Origin of the sequence: Pseudomonas farris (genome assembly GCF_019145235.1) — a bacterium.
GTDB lineage: Bacteria > Pseudomonadota > Gammaproteobacteria > Pseudomonadales > Pseudomonadaceae > Aquipseudomonas > Aquipseudomonas farris.
Genome location: NZ_JAHSTV010000006.1, coordinates 69150 through 89371 on the forward strand (window position 1 = coordinate 69150; position 20222 = coordinate 89371).

The 20222-nt window shown below is 60.1% G+C and carries 13 protein-coding genes and 1 pseudogene; 6 read left to right on the forward strand and 8 right to left on the reverse strand.

Annotated elements, in window-relative coordinates; all coding sequences use genetic code 11:
* The first annotated feature begins 358 nt into the window (after positions 1–358).
* On the forward strand, positions 359–1852 hold the full coding sequence (locus KVG95_RS13960; protein WP_217856846.1) for a YifB family Mg chelatase-like AAA ATPase: 1494 nt from the start codon (positions 359–361) through the stop codon (positions 1850–1852).
* A gap of 111 nt (positions 1853–1963) precedes the next feature.
* Here KVG95_RS13960 and glyA read toward each other — a convergent pair whose 3' ends face one another.
* Genes glyA through KVG95_RS13975 form a run of 3 tightly spaced genes read right to left on the reverse strand, consistent with a single transcriptional unit; the run spans position 1964 to position 5353 of the window.
* Positions 1964–3229 (reverse strand): serine hydroxymethyltransferase, encoded by a 1266-nt coding sequence (gene glyA, locus KVG95_RS13965; RefSeq protein ID WP_217856847.1) that lies wholly within the window; start codon positions 3227–3229, stop codon positions 1964–1966.
* Positions 3230–3284: 55 nt separating this feature from the next.
* Positions 3285–4103 (reverse strand): YggS family pyridoxal phosphate-dependent enzyme, encoded by an 819-nt coding sequence (locus tag KVG95_RS13970; RefSeq protein WP_217856848.1) that lies wholly within the window; start codon positions 4101–4103, stop codon positions 3285–3287.
* Complete coding sequence (locus KVG95_RS13975; RefSeq protein ID WP_217856849.1) at positions 4103–5353, reverse strand: benzoate/H(+) symporter BenE family transporter; 1251 nt, start codon at positions 5351–5353, stop codon at positions 4103–4105. Before KVG95_RS13975 ends, KVG95_RS13970 begins: the two co-directional genes overlap by 1 nt.
* Before the next feature lie 288 nt (positions 5354–5641).
* On the opposite strand from KVG95_RS13975, the gene pdxR reads away from it, so the two are divergent.
* Positions 5642–7141, forward strand: a complete 1500-nt coding sequence (pdxR, locus tag KVG95_RS13980; protein WP_217856850.1) for a MocR-like pyridoxine biosynthesis transcription factor PdxR — start codon at positions 5642–5644, stop codon at positions 7139–7141.
* A 32-nt stretch (positions 7142–7173) separates the two neighbouring features.
* Positions 7174–7344: pseudogene (locus KVG95_RS13985) on the forward strand (magnesium chelatase subunit ChlI family protein); the annotation flags it as partial.
* A gap of 6 nt (positions 7345–7350) precedes the next feature.
* Here the strand turns inward: KVG95_RS13985 and KVG95_RS13990 are convergent.
* The 3 genes from KVG95_RS13990 to KVG95_RS14000 form a co-directional block, all read right to left on the reverse strand.
* Entirely contained in the window at positions 7351–8565 is a 1215-nt protein-coding gene (locus tag KVG95_RS13990) for an aldose 1-epimerase family protein (protein WP_038980773.1), read from the reverse strand.
* 268 nt (positions 8566–8833) lie between these two features.
* Positions 8834–10810, reverse strand: a complete 1977-nt coding sequence (locus KVG95_RS13995; RefSeq protein ID WP_217856851.1) for a methyl-accepting chemotaxis protein — start codon at positions 10808–10810, stop codon at positions 8834–8836.
* 185 nt (positions 10811–10995) lie between these two features.
* Positions 10996–11916, reverse strand: a complete 921-nt coding sequence (locus tag KVG95_RS14000; RefSeq protein WP_048396276.1) for a LysR substrate-binding domain-containing protein — start codon at positions 11914–11916, stop codon at positions 10996–10998.
* A 157-nt stretch (positions 11917–12073) separates the two neighbouring features.
* Here KVG95_RS14000 and KVG95_RS14005 point away from each other — a divergent pair, with 157 nt between their 5' ends.
* Positions 12074–13471 (forward strand): NorM family multidrug efflux MATE transporter, encoded by a 1398-nt coding sequence (locus KVG95_RS14005; protein ID WP_217856852.1) that lies wholly within the window; start codon positions 12074–12076, stop codon positions 13469–13471.
* A 108-nt stretch (positions 13472–13579) separates the two neighbouring features.
* Here KVG95_RS14005 and KVG95_RS14010 read toward each other — a convergent pair whose 3' ends face one another.
* Complete coding sequence (locus KVG95_RS14010; RefSeq protein WP_217856853.1) at positions 13580–15253, reverse strand: putative bifunctional diguanylate cyclase/phosphodiesterase; 1674 nt, start codon at positions 15251–15253, stop codon at positions 13580–13582.
* A gap of 263 nt (positions 15254–15516) precedes the next feature.
* On the opposite strand from KVG95_RS14010, the gene rep reads away from it, so the two are divergent.
* A complete protein-coding gene (gene rep, locus KVG95_RS14015) occupies positions 15517–17526 on the forward strand; it encodes a DNA helicase Rep (RefSeq protein ID WP_007894754.1) in 2010 nt (669 codons plus the stop codon).
* 69 nt (positions 17527–17595) lie between these two features.
* Entirely contained in the window at positions 17596–18168 is a 573-nt protein-coding gene (locus KVG95_RS14020) for a xanthine phosphoribosyltransferase (protein WP_007934646.1), read from the forward strand.
* Positions 18169–18297: 129 nt separating this feature from the next.
* Here KVG95_RS14020 and KVG95_RS14025 read toward each other — a convergent pair whose 3' ends face one another.
* Positions 18298–20220 (reverse strand): acetyl-CoA hydrolase/transferase C-terminal domain-containing protein, encoded by a 1923-nt coding sequence (locus KVG95_RS14025; RefSeq protein ID WP_217856854.1) that lies wholly within the window; start codon positions 20218–20220, stop codon positions 18298–18300.
* Positions 20221–20222: the final 2 nt, after the last annotated feature.

Consider the following 20222-nt stretch of genomic DNA (forward strand, 5'->3'; position numbering starts at 1 on the left):
AAGCTAACTGACCCCAAAAAAAACCAATCTACGAATCCAAAAGGTCGCTATGAAATCTAAAAAACAAAAAGCCAAACTGTTACTCGTCGCTGAATATCATGCTGAGGCACTCCGGTTAGCCGGGAGCGTATCGGCCAATCAACGCCGCTTTTTGGATGTCGCCGCTGCTCAGGGCAAAGAACTTGAACCGAGTGGCTGGCTTGCAGGTACGAGCCTGACGAAGCTCCCGAATTAGCTCACCAACACTCGCAACATCCTGCGAAAGTTTCCTTCCCTTGCCGCCACGCTAAACCCTCACTCCCCGGCTACCCTTCAAAAAACCGCAGGAAGCGGTTCCCGTACAGCTCAAGGAACGACCATGTCCCTCTCCATCGTCCACAGCCGCGCCCAGGTCGGTGTGGAAGCGCCCGCCGTCACCGTAGAAGTCCATCTGGCCAACGGCTTGCCGTCGCTGACCATGGTCGGGCTGCCCGAAGCCGCCGTGAAGGAAAGCAAGGACCGAGTACGCAGCGCGATCATCAATTCAGGGCTGCAATTTCCGGCGCGACGCATCACCTTGAATCTCGCCCCTGCCGATCTGCCAAAGGACGGCGGGCGGTTCGATCTGGCGATTGCCTTGGGGATTCTGTCGGCCAGTGTGCAAGTGCCAACGTTGACGCTGGATGACGTCGAGTGCCTGGGAGAGTTGGCACTGTCGGGGGCGGTGCGGGCGGTTCGGGGTGTGTTGCCGGCGGCGCTGGCGGCGCGCAAGGCCGGGCGCACGCTGGTGGTGCCGCGAGCGAATGCCGAGGAGGCCTGCCTGGCTTCGGGATTGAAAGTGATTGCGGTGGATCATTTGCTGGAGGCGGTCGCGCATTTCAATGGCCACACGCCCATCGAACCCTACGCTTCCAATGGCTTGCTCTACGCCAGCAAACCCTACCCCGATTTGAATGAAGTGCAGGGGCAACTCGCGGCCAAACGCGCCTTGCTGATTGCAGCGGCGGGAGCTCATAACTTGCTGTTCAGCGGACCGCCGGGGACGGGGAAAACGTTATTGGCGAGTCGTCTGCCGGGGCTGCTACCGCCATTGATCGAGAGTGAGGCGTTGGAAGTGGCGGCGATTCAATCGGTCGCCAGTTGCGTGCCGTTGAGTCATTGGCCACAGCGCCCCTTCCGACAGCCACACCACTCCGCTTCAGGACCAGCACTGGTGGGCGGTGGCTCGAAACCACAACCGGGCGAAATCACCCTCGCTCACCATGGCGTGCTCTTCCTCGATGAACTCCCGGAATTTGATCGCAAGGTGTTGGAGGTACTGAGAGAGCCACTGGAATCCGGCCACATCGTGATTTCCCGCGCCAAGGACCGCGTGCGCTTTCCGGCGCGCTTTCAACTGGTCGCCGCGATGAATCCCTGCCCCTGTGGATATCTTGGCGAGCCGAGCGGCCGTTGCACCTGTACACCGGACATGGTTCAGCGCTATCGCAACAAATTGTCCGGGCCCTTGCTGGACCGCATCGACCTGCATTTGACCGTAGCCCGGGAAAGCACGGCACTGAACCCGATCAAGGCCGGTGACGACACGGCCAGCGCTTCTGCCCTGGTCGCCCAGGCCAGGGAGCGTCAGCAACAGCGTCAGGGCTGCGCCAACGCCTTTCTCGACCTGCCAGGGCTACGCCAGCATTGCGCGTTATCCAAAGCAGATGAAGGTTGGCTGGAAAGCGCCTGCGAGCGACTAACTCTTTCGCTTCGTGCGGCTCACCGCCTACTGAAAGTCGCCCGTACCCTGGCGGATCTGGAACAAGTAGACGCTATCGGTCGCAGCCACGTAGCCGAAGCACTGCAATATCGGCCATCAGCACCCAGCTAGAGACGCAACAGGTTGGCATCGGATGCACCCATTCGTCCCAGGCGTCTTGCCGCGCGCCTGGTTTTTCGCCCAATGATGACATCAGCCTGGCAATAGCCCGGAGTAACAGGGTTAACGATAGACAGGATGACGGCGGCAGAGCTCCACCACCTGTTCACGCACGTGGCGCCCGACCCTCTCGCTGTCGCCGTTTTCCAGGGCGTCCAGTACGTCGCACAACCAGCCCGCCAATTGTTCACATTCGATCACGCCGAAACCACGGGTGGTGATGGCCGGGGTACCGATGCGCAGCCCGGAGGTCACGAACGGTGAGCGCGGGTCGTTGGGCACCGAGTTCTTGTTAGCGGTGATGTAGGCATTGCTCAGGGCCGCATCGGCTTCCTTGCCGGTATAGGGCCTGTCGGACAGGTCGATTAGCATCATGTGGTTATCGGTGCCACCGGAGACGATCTTGTAACCCCGCTCTTGCAGCACGGCCGCCATGGCCCGGGCGTTGATCACCACCCGTGCCTGATAGGTTTTGAACTCGGGCCTCAGTGCTTCCCTGAAAGCGACGGCCTTGGCGGCGATCTGGTGCATCAATGGGCCGCCCTGGACACCCGGGAATACCGCAGAATCGAGCTTTTTGTAGAATGCTTCATCTTGCCCCTTGGACAAAATCAAGCCACCCCGTGGGCCCCGCAGGGTCTTGTGTGTAGTGCTGGTGACCACATGGGCATGCGGCAATGGGTCCGGGTATTCTCCCGCGGCGACCAACCCTGCGACGTGGGCCATGTCGACCCAGAAAATGGCCCCGACCTTGTCGGCAATGGCCCGCATGCGCGCCCAGTCTTTGTACCGGGAGTAGGCAGAAAAACCACCAATCAGCATCTTCGGCCGGGTTTCCAGGGCGATACGTTCCATCTCGTCGTAGTCGAGAAAGCCCGTCTCCGGGTCAAGGCCATAAGGAACGATCTTGTAATGACGGCCCGAGAAGTTTGAAGGGTTACCATGGGTCAGGTGTCCACCTTGAGCCAGGTTCATGCCCATCACCGTATCGCCGGGATTGATCAATGCCAGGAATACCGCGGCGTTCGCCTGGGCACCCGCATGTGGCTGCACGTTGGCATAGTCGCAGCTGAACAGGGCCTTGACCCGTTCGATGGCCAGACGCTCGGCCACATCGACATACTCACAGCCGCTGTAGTAGCGCTTGCCTGGATAGCCTTCGGCGTATTTATTGGTGAGCACGGTGCTCTGGATTTTCATCACCAGAGGGCTGGCGTAGTTTTCGGAAGCGATCAGTTCGACGTGGTCTTCCTGACGATGTTCTTCGTTATGAATCGCCTCACACAGCTCGGCGTCGAATGCTTTAAGGGTCAGCGTTGAGTCGTACATCGGATTGGCTTCCTGTAGAGCTGGATCAAGATGTTAAGGGGAATGTCAGCGACGACTACTCATCACTTCCCGGGCGGGCATCCGCGGTCGGCCAGTAGTAGGCATCCGGCATGGCACGTGCGCCGAAGATGGCCTGACCAACACGCACCACGGTGGCCCCCTCTTCAATGGCGACTTCGAAATCACCGGACATGCCCATGGACAGTTCCTCCAGCCCGACGCCCGCCGGGGCGCGCTGGCGCAAGCGCTCGCGCAGTTCGCGCAGCCGTACAAAGCAAGGGCGGACACGGAGCACGTCGGCCGAAAACAGCGCCAGTGTCATCAACCCACGCACCCGTAACGCCGGGAACGCCGGCAGGGCGGACAAAAAGTCCGCGACGGCTTCGGGCGCCAAGCCGTATTTGCTGGCTTCGCCGGAGGTATTGACCTGAACGAACACATCCAGCTGGCGCCCCTCGATGTGCAGGCGACGATCCAGGGCCTCGGCCACTCGCAGGCTGTCCAGCGCCTGAAACTCACTGGCAAAACGCGCCACCTGCTTGGCCTTATTGGTTTGCAGGTGGCCGATAACCGACCACTGCAAGTCGGCCAGATCGGCCATGGCCTGCGATTTGCGCTGCGCTTCCTGCACTTTGTTCTCACCCAGTAGCCGGCAGCCGGCAGCGTAGGCCAGACGCAGATGAGCTTCGTCAAAGGTTTTACTGACCGGCAGCAGGCGCACACTCGCCGGATCACGTCCAACCCGCTGACAGGCGTTAGCGATCCGCTGCTGCACGGCTGCCAGGTTGCGGCGAAAGTCCTCGACGCTGGTGGCCTGTGGGTAACGGCCATGACGCTCGTGCAGGGTGACGGTTTTTTCCAATTGATCAAACATCAGTGGGTGGCTCCTTTGGTCGTCACAACAGCGTCGGCAGCCGGAATGACCATCGTCTCGCGACGCGGTAAGCGGCCATTGAGTAAGGCATAAGCCGCCAGACCGATCAGCAATCCCCAGAACGCCCCACCAATCCCCAGCAAGGTGATGTTCGCGGCGGACGCCAGAAAGGTGATCAGCGAGGCTTCGCGGGTTTTGACGTCAGCCATGGCGCAGGCCAGGCTCGCGCCGATAGTGCCGAGCAGGGCCAGCCCGGCCAGCGTCGTAATGAAGGTGGCCGGTAACGCCATGAACACTGCAGCGAGGGTCACCCCGAAAATCCCTACGAGGATGTAGAACAGTCCCGCAGCAACCCCGGCGATCCAGCGCTTGGACGGATCCTCCGAGGCTTCTTTGCCGGTGCAGATGGCCGCCGTGATGGCCGCGATATTGAAGGCGTGAGAACCGAAGGGCGCCATTAGCAAGGAGCCCAGCCCTGTGACAGTCAGGATAGGATTAGCGCTGGTGCTGAAGCCATCGTTGCGCAGCACCAGCATGCCCGGCATGTACTGGCCGGTGAGCGTGATCAGGAACAGCGGCAGTGCCACACTGAGCAGTGCATTGATCGAAAACTCAGGCTGGGTGAATACCGGTGCCGCGAATTGCAGCACCAGCCCCGACAGTTCTACACGGCCCTGCGTCAGAAGAAACGCCAGCCCCAGCACCAGAATGCCCACCACCGCGTAGCGCGCGGTAAAGCGCTTGAGCACAACGTAAGCGGCAATCAGCAACCCGACCAACACTGGGTCAAGACTCATGCCACCAAACGCGCCGATTCCGAACTGCAGCAAGATACCGGCCAGCAGGCCCGCAGCCACACCCGACGGAATCAGGCGGATGAGTTTTTCGAAGCAACCGGACAAACCCAGCAGCACGAAGGCGGCGGCCGAAATAATGTACGCACCCACCGCCTCGGCGTAAGGCGTGGTGGACAGCGCGACGACCAGAAAAGCCGCCGCGGGTGTCGACCAGGCGGTAATGATCGGCTCACGGCTCACCCAACTCAGAAACAGCCCGGTAATGCCCACGCCAATCGACACCGACCATACCCACGACGCCGTCAGCTCTGGGCTGAGCCCGGCCACTTTGGCGGCCTGAAAGACCAGGATGAAAGTGCCGCCATAGTTGACGATGACTGAAATCAGCCCGGCGACAATCGGATGCAGAAGGTCCCGTAGACGCAGGGGCGATGGCAATGCTGAAGACGACATGATGGCTTTGCTCCTTGCAAAACGAGGTGCCTGTCCCGGATAAGGGCGGATTTATAACGTTGAAATGGCATGCTTTGCCCCTACACTTTCTCGCAGAAGGCCAGACCACTTACCAGACCGCTTGCTGTGACTGAAAGCGATCCCTGCCTCAGCCCGCGGGCAAAATTCTTCATGAAGTCGCTCAATGCATCGACCGATCACCGAGCGCAAAGGCAGTGACGAGGGGCGGATTCTACGGATAGACTGGCCTGCCTTTGCAGGCCAATTTACTAAGATCAGGCAGACCGCATGGCGAAAACGTTCGAGCTGGAAACGCTGAAAATGCGCCTCAACGATGTTGAGTTTCAGCTGTTGAATCTGCATCAGCGGATTCAGCGCGCACTGCGTGCATTGATCCTCGATGGCGCCCTTGCCCCAGGCTTGAAGCTGCCCGCGACCCGGGTCCTGGCCAAGTCACTCGGGATTGCCCGCGACACCGTTGAAAACGCCTACGTGCAACTGCACCGCGACGGTTTTATCGTGCGGCGCGAAGGGGCTGGCAGTTATGTCTGTGAAACGCTGGGCACCGAATTGCGCGGCGCAGCGCGCCGACGCATCAAGGCGCAGGAAGTCAAAAGCAGTCAGGCGGCACCGGGGGCGGGATTGAGCCAGCGCGGGCGGATGATCTTCGACAGTGGCGGCGTGAACGATCAGCAGGTAATCAAGGCATTCGCGACCGGCCTGCCGGAAACCCGCACCTTCCCCACCGATGTCTGGGAGCGCCTGCAACGCCAAGTGATGAAGGACTATCGCGCCAACGTGTTATTGCACGGCGATCCGCAAGGCGCCGAGCCGCTGCGCAAGGCCATCGCCACCTACTTGAACCTCGAGCGCGGGGCCAAATGCTCCCCCGACCAGATCATGGTATTGAGCAGCACTCGCCAGGCTCTTTTTCTGTGTGCGCAGTTGCTGGTGGACGTCGGCAAACCGATCCTGCTGGAAAACCCGGGTTACTATGGCGCCAAGAAAGCCTTTGAAACCGCCGAGACCAACGTTCTTCCCATCGATGTCGACGAACTGGGCATACGCACCGACCTGCTTTACGCCGACCGCAGCGGCGCCAATTGCGTTTATGTCACGCCTTCTCATCAATACCCCACCGGCGCGACCTTGCCGCTGGAGCGTCGTCTTGAGTTGATCAACTGGGCAGCGGAGAAGGGCAAATGGGTCATCGAAGATGATTACGACAGCGAGTTTCACTACGACGGGCAACCGACCGCCTGCGTACAGGGCCTGGACAAGTATCAGCGTACGCTCTATATCGGCACCTTCAGCAAGACCCTCTACCCCGGTTTGCGAATGGGTTACATGGTACTCCCCCACGAGCTGATCAAGGCTTTCACCTACGCCCGCAGCATGATTGACGGCCATACACCACAAATCCTGCAACTGACCCTGGCGCGCTTTATGGAGGACGGCCATTACAACGCCCACGTCCGAGCCATGCGCAAGCTGTATGCCGGACGCCGCTCCATCATGCTCGACACGATCGGTAAGCACTTGGACGGCATCGTTACCGCCTTGCGCCCTCCTGGCGGGCTACAAATTCCCTGCCTGCTGCACGATGGCTGGTCTGAAGAAAAAACCATCCGCCAAGCAGCCAGCGCGGGCGTTCAGCTTTCCGGTCTGAGCCGGTTGTACGCCGGCGAGGAGAAGAAACAAGGCTGGTTATTGGGTTACTCGTCGCTGACCGCTTATGAAATCGAAGCGGCCATGCTGCGCCTGGCCAATGCACTGAAAACCCGGTAGGGCATTTTGGGAGGGCTCGCGCGATTCCCGTCACTGCTGACCAAATCTGGCTGGAAACGGCGCGTGAACGGCTGACCTTGTCACTGAGGTCAGCCCATCGACTGCTCAAAGTGGCGCGCACCCTGGCGGACCTTGAGCAAGTCGATGGAATTACCCGCGAGCACTTGGCCGAGGCACTGCAATACCGGCCGAGCACAAATTAGCAGGCATCACCCCTTGGTGAGATCAACCAACGGCGTCTGCCGCACCTCAGTCTCCCGCCCACCCTGAATCTCGCTCACCCGCTTCAACGCCTTATCCACAGCCGCCTTATCCGCTAACAAGCTGTAGCTGATCCCGAACTGCTTCTGTTCCTTCGGCCCAATCGTCGGCACCAGGTTCAGTGGCCGCTGATACCGGCGGTTATAGGAAAAACTCGTCCCCGGCTCCAGCCCTGTGACATAGCCCTGCCCCTGGGTATCGGTGTTCTTCCACAGGGAGAACACGGGCAGTGTTTGAGTGTTGAAGCCGACCGAAACGCCCAAGCTGCCGGCCTTGTTATGCAGCACGGTCAACGTATCGCCCTTGGCATCGGCATACGGCACCACGTTGTAGACCGTTTCGTCGTAGTCCTTGGTCGGTGCGCGGTAGGTTTGCCAGTCGGGCAGATCGCCCTTGGCCTTGTCGTTGAATGGCGACACCTGTTTCACCGGCGCGGCGAAGCGGGCGCCCTGTTCCAGGAATGGGGTGCTGAAGTTGCTGTGATACAGCGCCTGGTATTCCTTCGGATAGTCGCCATTGTTGGTGAGGGTGTCGTTGAGGGCGAACGCTACGCTGCCAGGCTCGGTGACCAGTTCGGTCGCAACCGAGAAGTCGACTTTCTTGAACGCCTGCTCTTTCAGCTCGCCGCGCAGAGTGATGGCGTACGGCGGTTTTTCGTCGATGTGCAGGGTAACTTTGTTCGCAGGGATATTAGCGGCGCGACCGTGCAGGGTCAGCAGTTCGCCGTTGTCCATACCGGGATGACCGACCCATTCGTAGCCACAGCGGGTGACCAGCTCATTGAAACCTTCCAGCCAGCCCAGGCCACCACGGCCGTTGAGTTCGATGAAGGATGGATTGACCACTTCCTTGACCGGCGAATCCCAGCCCATGCGCACATCGCCGACCGAGGCCTGCAGGACGTTCATGCCGCGAGTCGGTACCACCGAAAGTTTCATCGTGCCGTTATCGATATCGACGATGCTGACGCCTTCCTGCCGGCCGCCATGCAAGGTGCGCAGGGTCACACTGAAGGGTTTGTCGGTTTTTACGCCGAGTTGCTGGCTGGTGATTTGCCAGTTCTGGGCGGCTTTGTCGGTGTCGAGCAGGACGTAGTCCCAGGCCATGGCTTGGGAGGCAGCGGACAGTGCGCTGAGGGCAACGAAGAGTTTGAGCGGGGTCATGGCAGCAGCCTTTCTTGGAGTTGTGCCAATTTTATAGACTTGAAGAAACGTTTCAGCAAGCATAAAAATCGAGACACTGGTGCTAAATGCCAAGGAAGACTACTAGTGAGTAATTGATACACAGCATTGAGACAAATCGGGAATTGGGTCGATCCCTTCGCGAGCAAGCCCGCTCCCACATTTTGATCTCGGGTGTTCACACATACTGTGTTCACCGCAGATCTACTGTGGGAGCGGGCTTGCTCGCGAAGACTATTTCAGAGGCGACTCAACGAAACCGGTCAACCTCATGCCGCAAATCCGCCGCCAGCTTCTCCAGCTCTTTGGCCGTCACAGCCAGGTTCGACACCACTTCGCGCTGTTCACTGTTCGCCAAAGCGATGCTTTGCAGATTGCTGCTGAGCAAGGTCGCGGTACTGCTTTGTTCCTGGGTCGCGGTGGTGATGGCGGCGAATTGCTGACCGGCCGATCGGCTTTGTTCATCGATCCGCGCCAGTGCCGAGGCGACGTTGGCGTTGCGCGACAGGCCTTCCTGCATCAGCACGTTGCCTTGCTCCATGGTGCTGATGGCGTTGCCGGTTTCCTGCTGGATGCTTTGGATCATCCCGGAAATTTCGTCAGTGGCCTGGCGGGTGCGTGAGGCCAGGTTGCGCACCTCATCGGCCACCACCGCAAACCCACGGCCCTGCTCACCAGCGCGGGCGGCTTCGATGGCGGCGTTGAGCGCCAGCAAGTTGGTTTGTTCGGCGATCGAAGTAATCACCCCAACAATGCCGCCGATTTCCTGGGAGCGCTGCCCCAAGGTATTGATCACCGTCGCGGTGCTGTTCAGCGCACCGGCGATTTGCTCCAGGGATGAGGACGCTTCGTCCATCGACGTACGACCGATCTGGGTTTGCTGTGCGTTTTCCTGCGCCAGACGCTGGGTGTTGCCCATGTTGTCGGCGATGTTCAGCGAGGTGGCGCTGAATTCTTCTACGGCGCCGGCCATGCTGGTGATTTCGCCGGACTGCTGCTCCATCCCTTCATAGGCGCCACCGGACAAACCGGACAACGCCTGGGCACGGCTGTTGACCTCTCCCGAGGCCTTGCGGATGTGCTCGACCATGGTCGACAGGGCCTGGCTCATCTGATTGAAGGCGCGGGCAAGTTGGCCGATTTCGTCATTGCTCGACACGTTGAGGCGAACACTCAAATCACCAGCGCCCAAGGCTTCGGCCTGACGCACCAGATCACCCAGCGGGGCCAGTTTGCTGCGCAGCAACCAGACCGCCGCACCGACCGCCAGCAACATCGCCAGCAAACTGCCGATCGCCAATTGAATGCCGACGCTCCAGGTCACGGCGCGGATTTCGGTTTTCGGCATGCTCGCCACCACCGACCACGGCCCGCCTTCGAACGGCACGGCAACACTGTAAAAGTCTTGCGACTTGTCGTTCCAGAAGTCGCCTTTGCCCGGTGTCTTGGCCAGACCGACGATGCTCGATCCCGCCTGATCCAGCGCTTGCACACCGGCAATCGGCACCAGCCATTTGCCTTGTTCATCCAGCAACGCCAGGGAACCGGTCTGGCCGATGCGGAAGCGTTTGAGGTTGGCGAACTGCGCGTTCTGCGCGTCGGTGTAATCGAATCCTACGTACAGCACGGCAATGATCTTACCGCTGCTGTCGCGTACGGGAGTGTACTGCGACATGTAGAAGCGTTCGAAAAGCAAAGCTCGACCCACGTAGCTCTGCCCCGCCATCAAACGGGCGTAAGCCGGGTTCGCGTGGTCGAGCAGAGTGCCAATGGCGCGGCTGCCGTCTTGTTTGGTGACATTCGTGCTGACCCGAATGAACTCCTCACCACTGCGCACGAACACGGTCGCGACACCTGCAGTCATCTGCTTGAATTCGTCGACTTCGGCGAAGTTGTTGTTCAACACTTCACTGCCCAAGTGCAGGCCCGGGGTCTGCACACCCGCCACTGTCACCGGCTCATCCGGATGCACGCTCAAACCGGCGCTGAAGCGCTTCTCGAACAGGCCGGCCAGGCGCTGGGTGCTTTCACGCAGGGTGCCGTGAAAGGTGCTCAGCTGATCGGCAAGCAAGCGGGCCTCACTGGCCAGATGCTCTTCGCGGGTGGCGAGGTTGGCGGTGTCCAGCGAGCGCAGGGCGAATACTGTACTGCCACTGATGACAATCGCCAGAATCACGGCAAGCGCAAGACCCAGCTGTGAGGCAATCCGAGCACGAGGTTGAGACATGACAGCTCCTGACCCAGTGGCCGGATCATTTTGATCGCATCGCACACTCGGCAAAATTTCTGATTGTGGGGAAAACATGGAACCTGCACGACGGTGCCATCAGCAGATTTTCGGCGGCAAAGCTGAATACTTGAGTAATTAACGGGGATATGGCTCAAGGCCGCCATTGCAGCGGCTCCATCGATTCACCCCAGGCGTTCGACATCCGGTAATTCCATGGCCCGGACTTCGCCTTGCAGGAAATCGCTGAGGCGGCGCAAACGCTCACCGCCGGGGCGGGTTTTCGGCCAGACCAGGTAATAATTCTCACCACTGGCGACGGCCGTCGGCCACGGCAAACTCAGACGTCCCTGCGCAACATCCTCCGCCACCATCAGCAAATCGCCCATGGACACGCCGTAACCCCGGGCAGCAGCAATCATGCCCAGCTCCAGCGTGTCGAAGACCTGCCCGCCCTTGAGCGAGACTTGATCGGTCAGGCCCATGCGCTCCAGCCAGTTGCGCCAGTCGCGACGGTCCGGCGTCGGGTGCAACAGCTCGGTACTGGCCAGGCGCGCAACGTCCCACGGTTGATCCTTCAGAAGATTCGGCGCGCCTACCGGAATCAGCTCTTCGGGGAACAGGAAAGTCGCCTCCCAGTCCGGTGGAAAATGCCCGTTGCTGAGGATGACGGCGCAATCGAAGGGTTCGTGGTTGAAGTCCACCCTATCGATGTCCATCCAGGCGCTGGTCAATTGCACCTCGTTTCCCGGTCGCAGGTGCCGAAAACGACTGAGCCGCGCCAACAGCCAGCGCATGGTCAGGGTCGACGGGGCTTTCATGCGCAAGATGTCGTCCTCGGCACGCAACGTATTGCAGGCCCGTTCGAGGGCGGTGAAGCCTTCGCGAATGCCGGGCAGGATCAGCCGCGCCGATTCAGTCAGTTGCAGGTTGCGCCCGCTGCGATGAAACAGCCGACAGGCGAAATGCTCTTCGAGCGTACGAATGTGCCGACTGACCGCACTTTGCGTGATCGACAGTTCTTCGGCGGCGCGGGTAAACGAGCTATGCCGCGCCGCCGCTTCGAATGCTCGAAGGGCATACAAGGGAGGAAGACGACGAGACATCAGGAAAGCTCCTATAGCGCGATTGCACCAACTTATCAGAAACTCCCCAGCATGAGTTTTAATCATGCCACCCATCCTTTTTATCCCTTTGTGAAAACCCCGCAGAGCGCCGAGAATCGACGCTTCCTGTTATCTCTGACACTCGAGCGTGATGATCATGCAGCATCCAGCGCGTATTGAACTCTGGGCCATCCTGCGGCTGGCGGGGCCGTTGATTGCCTCGCAGTTGGCGCACATGTTGATGGTTCTCACCGACACATTGATGATGGCGCGCCTGAGCCCCGAAGCACTGGCCGGTGGCGGTCTGGGTGCGGCGACGTATTCGTTCGTGTCGATTTTCTGCATCGGCGTGATCGCCGCCGTCGGCACCTTGGTGGCGATCCGTCAGGGCGCGGGCGACATCATTGGCGCCGCGCGGCTGACCCAGGCCGGGTTGTGGCTGGCATGGTTGATGGCGCTGGTGGCGGGCTTGCTGCTGTGGAACCTGAAACCGGTGTTGCTGCTGTTCGGTCAGACCGAAACCAACGTCCAGGCTGCCGGCCAGTTTCTGTTGATTCTGCCGTTCGCCCTGCCCGGTTATCTGAGCTTCATGGCGCTGCGCGGCTTCACCAGCGCCATCGGCCGGGCGACGCCGGTGATGGTCATCAGCCTCGCCGGCACCGTGGCCAACTTCCTGCTCAACTATGCGTTGATCACCGGCATGTTCGGCCTACCAAAAATGGGCCTGGTGGGCATCGGCCTGGTCACGGCGATCGTTGCGAACCTCATGGCGCTGGCGCTCGCGCTGCACATTCGTCGGCATCCGGCTTACAACGCCTATCCGTTGCGTCAGGGTCTGTCGCGGCCCAACCGTCAGTACTTGAAGGAGTTGTGGCGCCTGGGCCTGCCGATTGGCGGCACCTATGCGGTGGAAGTCGGCCTGTTCGCCTTCGCCGCGCTGTGCATGGGCACCATGGGCAGTACGCAACTGGCGGCGCACCAGATCGCCCTGCAAATCGTCTCGGTGGCGTTCATGATTCCTGCGGGGCTTTCCTACGCGATCACCATGCGCATCGGCCAGCATTACGGCGCCGGGCAATTGCTCGATGCGCGACTGGCCGGACGGGTCGGGATCGCCTTCGGCGCTGCGTCGATGCTGGGGTTTGCCATGGTCTTCTGGCTGCTGCCGCATCAGTTGATCGGCTTATTCCTGGACCACAACGACCCGGCGTTCCGCGAAGTCATCAACCTGGCTGTGAGCCTGCTGGCAGTAGCGGCGTGGTTCGAGCTGTTCGACGGCACGCAAACCATCGCCATGGGCTGCATCCGCGGGCTCAAGGATGCCAAGACCACGTTCCTGGTGGGTTTGGGTTGCTATTGGCTGATCGGCGCACCGGCCGCTTGGTGGATGGCCTTCCATTTGAACTGGGGGCCAACGGGGGTCTGGTGGGGCCTGGCGCTGGGGCTGGCGTGTGCGGCCGTGAGTCTGACACTGGCGTTTGAGTGGAAGATAAAGCGGATGATTCGGCGGGAGCCGACGTCAGAGCAGAATTTCCAGGTCGCTCAGCCTGACTGAGATCCCCTGTGGGAGCGGACTTGCTCGCGAAAGCGGTGTGTCAGTCGACATCTACGGTGACTGATACACCGCTTTCGCGAGCAAGCCCGCTCCCACATTTGTCCGAGTTTAAACCACGACTTCCAGTGCAGGCTGCTGACTGCTGCCAAAGGTCAAATACTCAACCAGTTCTGCCAACGGCAACGGCTTGCTGATCAGATACCCCTGCACCTGATCGCAACCAAAGCCGCGCAACAAATCCAGCTGCTCCGCTGTTTCCACTCCTTCGGCAACCACTTCGAGGTTGAGGTTGTGCGCCAGGTTGATCATCGCGTGGACCAGCTTGCGATTCTCTTCCCGTTCTTCCATGCCGCCGACAAAGCTCTTATCGACCTTCAACAACGCAATCGGCAGGCTGTTGAGGTGCACGAACGAAGAGAACCCGGTGCCGAAATCGTCCAGCGAGAAGCGCACGCCCAAACGTCCGAGAGCGTCCATGGTCTGCTTGACCAGATCGCTGCGACGCATCACCGCGGTTTCGGTCAGTTCGAATTCCAGCCATTGCGCCTCGACGCCTCGCTCGGCAATCAGCCGGCTCAGGGTCGACAGCAACTGGCTGTCCTGAAACTGCCGGAACGACAGGTTGATTGCCATATGCAGCGCTGGCAGACCTCGTTCGCGTAACGCCTGCATGTCTCGCAAGGCCCGGGAAATCACCCAGTAACCCAACGGCACGATCAAGCCGCTTTGCTCGGCCAGCGGCACGAATTCGCTGGGGGGCAGCAAGCCGCGTTCGCCATGACGCCAGCGCACCAACGCTTCGAGGCCGACAATCTGGCCGTCCTCAAGGTTCAGGCGCGGCTGGTAATGCAATTCCAGCTCATCGCGGCGCAAGGCCCGGCGCAGCTCGCTTTCGAGGTCGGCGATGCTGCGGGCATTGCGATTGATCCGCTCGTTGAAGATGTGAAAGGTGCAGCCCTGAGTGCTCTTGGCCTGCTGCATGGCGATGTGCGCGTGCCACATCAACGGGTCGGGGCCGGCCTGCGCTCGTGCGTGAGCGATGCCAAGGCTGGAACCGATCAACAGGCTTTCGCCGTCGACCCAATAGGGTTCGGACAGGGCTTCGGTAATGCGTTCGGCCATCCATTCGGCGCGCTGAGGGGCGCGGCGGGTGTCGATCAGCAGGGCGAATTCATCGCTGCCCAGCCGCGCCAGTTGATCGCTGGCCTCCAGTTGGCTTTTCAGCCGCGAGACCACTTGCAGGATCAACCGATCGCCGGCCTGGTGGCCGAGGGCGTCGTTGGCGTGTCGGAAGTTGTCGAGGTCGAGGTGACCGAGGGCCAGGCCGCGACCTTCGTTTTCGGCCAGACGCGCCGCCAGCAAGGTCTGGAAACCCTGACGGTTGGCGATACCGGTCAACGGGTCCTGCTCGGCCAGGCGCTGCAAAGTGTTTTCCAGCACGCCGCGCTCACGCACATGGCGCAGGCAGCGGCGCAACATGCCGGGATCCAGCAGATTGCGCACCAGCCAGTCGCTCACACCATCGGGCGGCGCCAGCGGCTCGTGTTCGAGCAGCAACACCGTCGGCAGATTGCAACGGCCGGGTGCCGGCTGGAGAGCAGGAATCGTCAACAACACCGCGCTGCGGTTGTCATCAAACAGGTTGCTGACCGACTCCCAGCTCGGCGCGCTGAGCAGCACAGCCGAACTCCCCATCGGAGCCAGACACTCGCGCAACAACGCTGCCCACGCCGGCTCTTCGGCCAGTAGCAGCAAACGCAAGGGTTCGACAGGCGTAGACAAGCTAGCTCCCTAGACTCTGCAAAGATGTAGGCGGCGGGCATTATGCCGCGCAGATAACCAATGACAACATGACATCGGTTATCAAACACGACTTTGGCGTATTGAATACGAACATTAGACGCAATTTCACTGCGCATCCTGCGTGAAAGTAGCAAAACCGGCAAATAGAGATAGCGTGTTGCGTCACAAGTCGGAGAGAGCAGCACAATTCGCTGAGCCTGTTAAAATGCCGGCCCATTTCGCTAATGACTCCCTGATTTCGTATGTCCCGACTCAATCCCCGGCAGCAAGAAGCCGTGAGCTACGTCGGCGGCCCTCTTTTGGTGCTCGCCGGCGCAGGCTCCGGCAAGACCAGCGTGATCACTCGCAAAATTGCGCATCTGATCCAGAGCTGTGGCATCCGCGCCCAATACATTGTCGCCATGACCTTTACCAACAAGGCCGCGCGAGAGATGAAGGAACGGGTCGGCACCCTGCTCAAAGGTGGCGAAGGCCGCGGCCTGACGGTCTGCACCTTCCACAACCTGGGCCTGAACATCATCCGCAAGGAACACGTGCGGCTAGGCTACAAACCGGGCTTCTCGATCTTCGACGAGACCGACGTCAAAGCCCTGATGACCGACATCATGCAGAAGGAATACTCGGGCGACGACGGCGTCGACGAGATCAAGAACATGATCGGCTCGTGGAAAAACGACCTGATCCTGCCGCCCGAAGCCCTGGAAAACGCCCGTAATCCCAAGGAACAGACCGCAGCCATCGTCTACACCCACTACCAGCGCACGCTCAAGGCGTTCAACGCGGTGGACTTCGACGACCTGATCCTGCTGCCGGTAAAACTGTTCCAGGAACACGACGATATCCTGGAAAAATGGCAGAACAAGGTCCGCTACCTGTTGGTGGACGAATACCAGGACACCAACGCCAGCCAGTATTTGCTGGTGAAACTGCTGATCGGCAAACGCAACCAGTTCACCGTGGTGGGCGACGACGACCAGTCGATCTACGCCTGGCGCGGCGCCCGTCCGGAAAACCTGATGCTGCTCAAGGACGATTACCCGTCCCTGAAAGTGGTCATGCTCGAGCAAAACTACCGCTCCACCAGCCGTATCTTGCGCTGCGCCAACGTGCTGATCTCCAATAACCCGCACGAGTTCGAAAAACAGCTGTGGAGTGAGATGGGCCACGGCGACGAAATCCGCGTGATCCGTTGCCGCAACGAAGACGCCGAAGCCGAGCGCGTGGCCGTCGAATTGCTGACCCTGCACCTGCGCACGGATCGGCCATACAGCGATTTTGCGATCCTGTATCGCGGCAACTACCAGGCCAAGCTGATCGAGCTGAAGCTGCAGCACCACCAGATTCCGTATCGCCTGTCCGGCGGCAACAGCTTTTTCGGACGTCAGGAAGTGAAAGACCTGATGGCCTACTTCCGATTGATCGTGAACCCGGACGACGACAACGCCTTCCTGCGGGTGATCAACGTTCCACGCCGGGAGATCGGTTCGACCACGCTGGAAAAGCTGGGCAACTACGCCACCGAGCGAAAAATCTCGATGTACGCCGCCACCGACGAAATCGGCTTGGGCGAGCATCTGGACACACGCTTCACCGATCGCCTGTCGCGCTTCAAGCGTTTCATGGACAAGGTCCGCGAGCAGTGTGCCGGCGAAGACCCGATCTCCGCCCTGCGCAGCATGGTCATGGACATCGACTACGAGAACTGGCTGCGCACCAACAGCTCCAGCGACAAGGCCGCCGATTACCGCATGGGTAACGTCTGGTTCCTGATCGAGGCGCTGAAAAACACGCTGGAGAAAGACGAAGAAGGCGAGATGACCGTCGAAGACGCCATCGGCAAACTCGTCCTGCGCGACATGCTGGAGCGTCAGCAGGAAGAAGAGGATGGCGCCGAAGGTGTGCAGATGATGACCTTGCACGCCTCCAAGGGTCTGGAATTCCCCTACGTGTTCATCATGGGCATGGAAGAGGAAATTCTCCCGCACCGCTCCAGCATCGAAGCCGACACCATCGAAGAAGAACGCCGCCTGGCCTACGTCGGGATTACCCGAGCGCGTCAGACGCTGGCGTTCACCTTCGCCGCCAAGCGTAAGCAATACGGCGAGATCATCGACTGCGCGCCTAGCCGTTTCCTTGATGAACTGCCGCCGGACGACCTGGCCTGGGAAGGTAACGACGACACTCCCGTTGAAGTCAAAGCGGTTCGCGGCAATACCGCATTGGCGGATATACGCGCGATGTTAAAGCGCTAGAATTGAGCACTTTTTAACCGAACACTTTTTACAAGCTAGGCGCACACGGCGCCAGTAGAGGAAAGCTTCATGGAAGCACTGCACAAGAAAATTCGCGAAGAAGGCATCGTGCTTTCCGACCAGGTTCTGAAAGTCGACGCCTTTCTGAACCACCAGATCGACCCGGCCCTGATGAAGCTGATCGGCGACGAATTCGCCACGCTGTTCAAGGATTCGGGCATCACCAAGATCGTCACGATCGAAGCCTCGGGCATTGCCCCGGCGATCATGACCGGCCTGAACCTTGGCGTGCCGGTGATTTTCGCCCGCAAGCATCAGTCCCTGACCCTGACTGAAAACCTGCTGTCGGCGACCGTTTACTCGTTCACCAAACAAACCGAAAGCACCGTGGCGATCTCCCCGCGCCACCTGACCAGCAGCGACCGCGTGCTGATCATCGACGACTTCCTGGCTAACGGTAAGGCGTCGCAAGCGCTGATCTCGATCATCAAACAGGCCGGAGCGACCGTGGCCGGTTTGGGTATTGTGATCGAGAAGTCGTTCCAGGGTGGTCGTGCGGAGCTGGATGCCCAAGGTTATCGCGTGGAATCGTTGGCGCGGGTGCAGTCGCTGAAGGATGGCGTTGTAACCTTCATCGAATAAACCGCCACACCGCAAAACCAGTGTGGGAGCGGGCTTGCTCGCGAATGCGGTGTGTCAGTCGACATCAACTTTGACTGACACACCGCATTCGCGAGCAAGCCCGCTCCCACATTTGGTCTCCGCTGGCCGTTACAAAGCGGTGGCTTTCAGGCCGGTGAGCAGTAGCCGTTGAAACAAATCCTCTTTCAACCCCTCCGGCTTGGTCAGCTGCATCCTTTCCAGATGCGCCGGGAATTCCGAAGCCGCTGGCGCATCCAGCGCAGCCTTGCCCAATTCCAGAATCTCCGTGAGCTTGAACTTGCTCTTCAACCAGTTCAGCGCCCGCAATAAGTCCCGTTCCTCAGCGGTGAAATCACAGCCCAGCGGATATTCCGGAAACAGATTCAAATGCCGCCCCTGAATGGCCTGCAACCGCTGTGGGCTGTTGTCGGCGAAACGCGGATCGAGGCGAAAATGCTTCGGCAATTTGCCAACGCTCTGCGCCTGCTCGATCAGCCCCGGTTGGAAGCGTGAGTCGCTGATGTTCAGCAACGCCTCGATCACCGCCGCGTCGGTCTTGCCCCGCAAATCGGCGATGCCGTACTCGGTGACGACGATGTCCCGCAGGTGCCGTGGGATCGTGCAGTGGCCGTAATCCCAGACGATATTCGAACTGACTTCACCGCCCGACTCGCGCCAACTGCGTAGCAGCAAGATCGAACGCGCACCTTCCAGCGCATGGCCCTGGACGACGAAGTTGTATTGCCCGCCGACACCGCTCAGCACCCGCCCGTCTTCGAGTTGATCGGCCACGCCGGCGCCGAGCAAGGTCATGGTGAAGACAGTGTTGATGAAGCGCGCATCGAGGCGCTGCAAGCGTTTGAGTTCTTCCTGACCGTAGAGCTCGTTGATGTAGCTGATGCGGGTCATGTTGAATTCGAGCCGTTTGCCTTGAGGCATCTCCCGCAGGCGTTCATAGAAACTGCGCGGCCCGAGGAAAAATCCGCCATGCACCGAGATGCCATCAGTCTGCGCGGCCTCGTCCAGCGTTCCGGCATTTGCCTGCTGCTGGGTCGGCACGTCCGGGTAGACCTTGCGCCGCACGATCCCGGCGTCCGCTAATACCAGCAAGCCGTTGACGAACATTTCGCTGCAACCGTAAAGGCCTTTGGCGAACGGTTCGATGCCTCCTTCACGCTCAATCAACTGCGCCCACTGGCTGAGATTCAGATCCGCCAGCAACGCCTTATAACCGTCACTGTCAGCCTGCCGCGCCAGCAACGCTGCCGTCAGGGCATCGCCCATGGCGCCGATGCCAATCTGCAAGGTACCGCCGTCGCGCACCAGCGTGCTGGCGTGCAGGCCGATGAAATGATCCTGAAAACCCACCGGCATATTCGGCGTGGAAAACAGCGTGGTGCTGTCCTTCGCGTCGATCAGCAGGTCGAAGCTGTCGATGCCGATTTCCGCATCGCCGGGCATGTACGGCAAATCGTTGTGTACCTGGCCCACCATCAGGATCGTCTCCCCCGCCGCCCGGCGTTTGGCGATCATCGGAAACAGGTCGAGGGTGATGTCCGGGTTGCAGCTCAAACTCAGGCGATCGGGATGCTCGCTGTGGCTGGCGACCAGTTGCGCGACCAGATTCAAGCCAGCGGCATTGATGTCCCGGGCGGCGTGGCTGTAATTGCTGCTGACGTAATCCTGCTGGGCCGATGCGCTGTTAAGCAGGCTGCCTGGCTGCAGGAAGAATTGATGGACGTGAATGTTGGCCGGCAGGCTGTCGCGATGCAGGTCGGCGAGAAAATCCAGCTCCGGATAATCGCCGAACACCCTTTCGATGAAGGGTTCGAGGAAGCGCTTTTGCAAGCCATCGCCCAATGGCGGGCGTCCGAGGCACAGGGCGGTGTAAATCGTCAGTTGCCGCTCGGGCAGTTGCGCGATCCGTTGATACAGTGCGTTGACGAAGTCATTGGGTTTGCCCAGCCCCAGGGGCAAGCCCATGTGGATATGCGCAGGCAACCGCGCCAGGACATCATCGACCGCCTGTTCGATAGAACACAACTGCACCATCT